Source organism: uncultured Sulfitobacter sp., assembly GCF_947502895.1.
In the GTDB taxonomy this organism is placed as follows: Bacteria; Pseudomonadota; Alphaproteobacteria; order Rhodobacterales; family Rhodobacteraceae; genus Sulfitobacter.
This window is the reverse complement of the sequence record NZ_CANNBM010000015.1, coordinates 1-1,796: the sequence shown is the minus strand read 5'-3', so window position 1 is coordinate 1,796 and position 1,796 is coordinate 1. Positions and strand designations below refer to the sequence as shown.

Sequence of the window (1,796 nt, the reverse complement as noted above, 5' to 3'; positions counted from 1 at the left end):
AGGTCGTCATCCCCTTCTCCACCATCCAGCGTATCGTTGCCGAGGTTGCCTTGCAGCGTATCGTTGCCGTTGCCGCCATAGATGGTGTCGGTGTTGCCACCGCCCGTCAGGAAGTCATGATCATCCATACCATGGATTTCGTCCTTGCCGGTGCCGCCACGGATAGTGTCGTTGCCTTCACCGCCGCTGAGATGGTCATTTTGCGCACCACCCAGCAGGACGTCATCACCCAGATCACCGGACAAGCTGTCGCCGCCGCTTCCGCCTGTGAGCCTGTCGTTGTCGGCACCGCCAGTCATCGTGTCCGCACCGTCGCCGCCTTCCAGTGTATCGTTGCCGTCACCACCGTCCAGAACGTCGCCGTTGCCACCGCCCGAGAGCATGTCGTCATCCGCGCCCCCGTCCAGTGTATCCATGCCGTCACCACCCGTCAGGGTATCAGCGCCGTCACGGCCGATGATGCTGTCATTGCCATTCAGGCCGTCGATATTGTCAGCCAGATTGGTGCCGACCAATGTGTCGGCATCCTGTGTTGCACTATCGGTTGATCCGTTGATGGTGATTGTGACGGTTTGCAACGTGCCGTCCGCTGCCATGGCCGAGAAGCTGTCACTCAAAGACATACCTGTCAGCAGGCCGTTAACGTCAAGGTTGCTATCGTCCAGCGTATAGTTCCATTCGCCCGCTGTGTTGAGGGTGAAGTCACCGTAGGCCAGTGTCACCATCGCTGCGATGAACAGATTGTCGGTGCCGTCGATATCTGTTGATGTCAGTGTCCCGAGCGCTGTTGCCGAGGCATCCTCCTCAACCGTACCTGTAATGGTACCGCTGATGACAGCTGCATCATTCACACCCGTAACCGTGACGTTGAAGGTCTGGTCGACAAACCCGCCTGCACCGTCCGTGACCTGATAGGTCTCGGACACCACCAGCGTCTCGCCTGCGGCCAGCGACTGGAAGGCAGCCTGCGATGTATCGATGGAGAAAGACGTGCCCGTGGAGGAGTAAGACACACCGGAGGGATCACCCAGCGGCGGGAATTCAACATCCAGATCGACGGCGTTGTCTACATCACTGACCCCTTCCAGCAGATCGAAGGTCAGCACACCGCTGTCTTCGTCGACCGAACGGGTGATGACGGCATCGATCACAGGTGCATCATTCTGGCCTTGGATGGTGACGGTCGCCGTCTGGGAGACCATACCGCCATTCCCGTCCTCGATGTCATAGGTATAGACGATCGTCTCGCTGGAACCTGTGGCAAGGCTGTCGTAGGCCCCTGCCGCAACACTCAGGGAGTTACCCGAGAGGACAACCCCGCTGGCATCCCCCGAAACCAAGGTCACGTTGGCTACATTCAGCATGTCCCCGTCGATGTCAGAGGCGCCGTTCAGCAGATCAATCGCCGCACCTGTATCTTCGGACACACTCTGGTTCAGTGGCCCAGCTACGACAGGCGCGTCGTTGACGGGATCGACCGTGACGCCCACGGTGATTGTGGTCTGCCCGCCTGCGCCATCGCTGACGGTGACAGCAAAGCTGTCGGTGCCGTTGAAGTCCGCATTGGGCGTGTAGGTATAAGCGCCCGTTGTGGCATCAACTACGACCGAGCCGTTGGTCGCATCGGTGCCGACTGCGTAGGCAAGCGTATCGCCATCCACATCCGAGGCGAGGATTGTGCCGGTTATGGCTGTGTCCTCGTCACCGCTGACCGCCAGTACCGTGCCATTGTCGACAGGCGCGTCGTTGACCGGATTGACCGTGACGCCCACGGTGATTGTGGTCTGCCCGCCTGC

The 1,796-nt window shown here is 59.8% G+C and carries 1 protein-coding gene; it reads right to left on the bottom strand.

The window, feature by feature from the left end; translation table 11 throughout:
* Positions 1–1,796, bottom strand: a 1,796-nt coding sequence (locus Q0903_RS19705; protein ID WP_299418055.1) for a VCBS domain-containing protein, incomplete at both ends; no start/stop codon positions are given.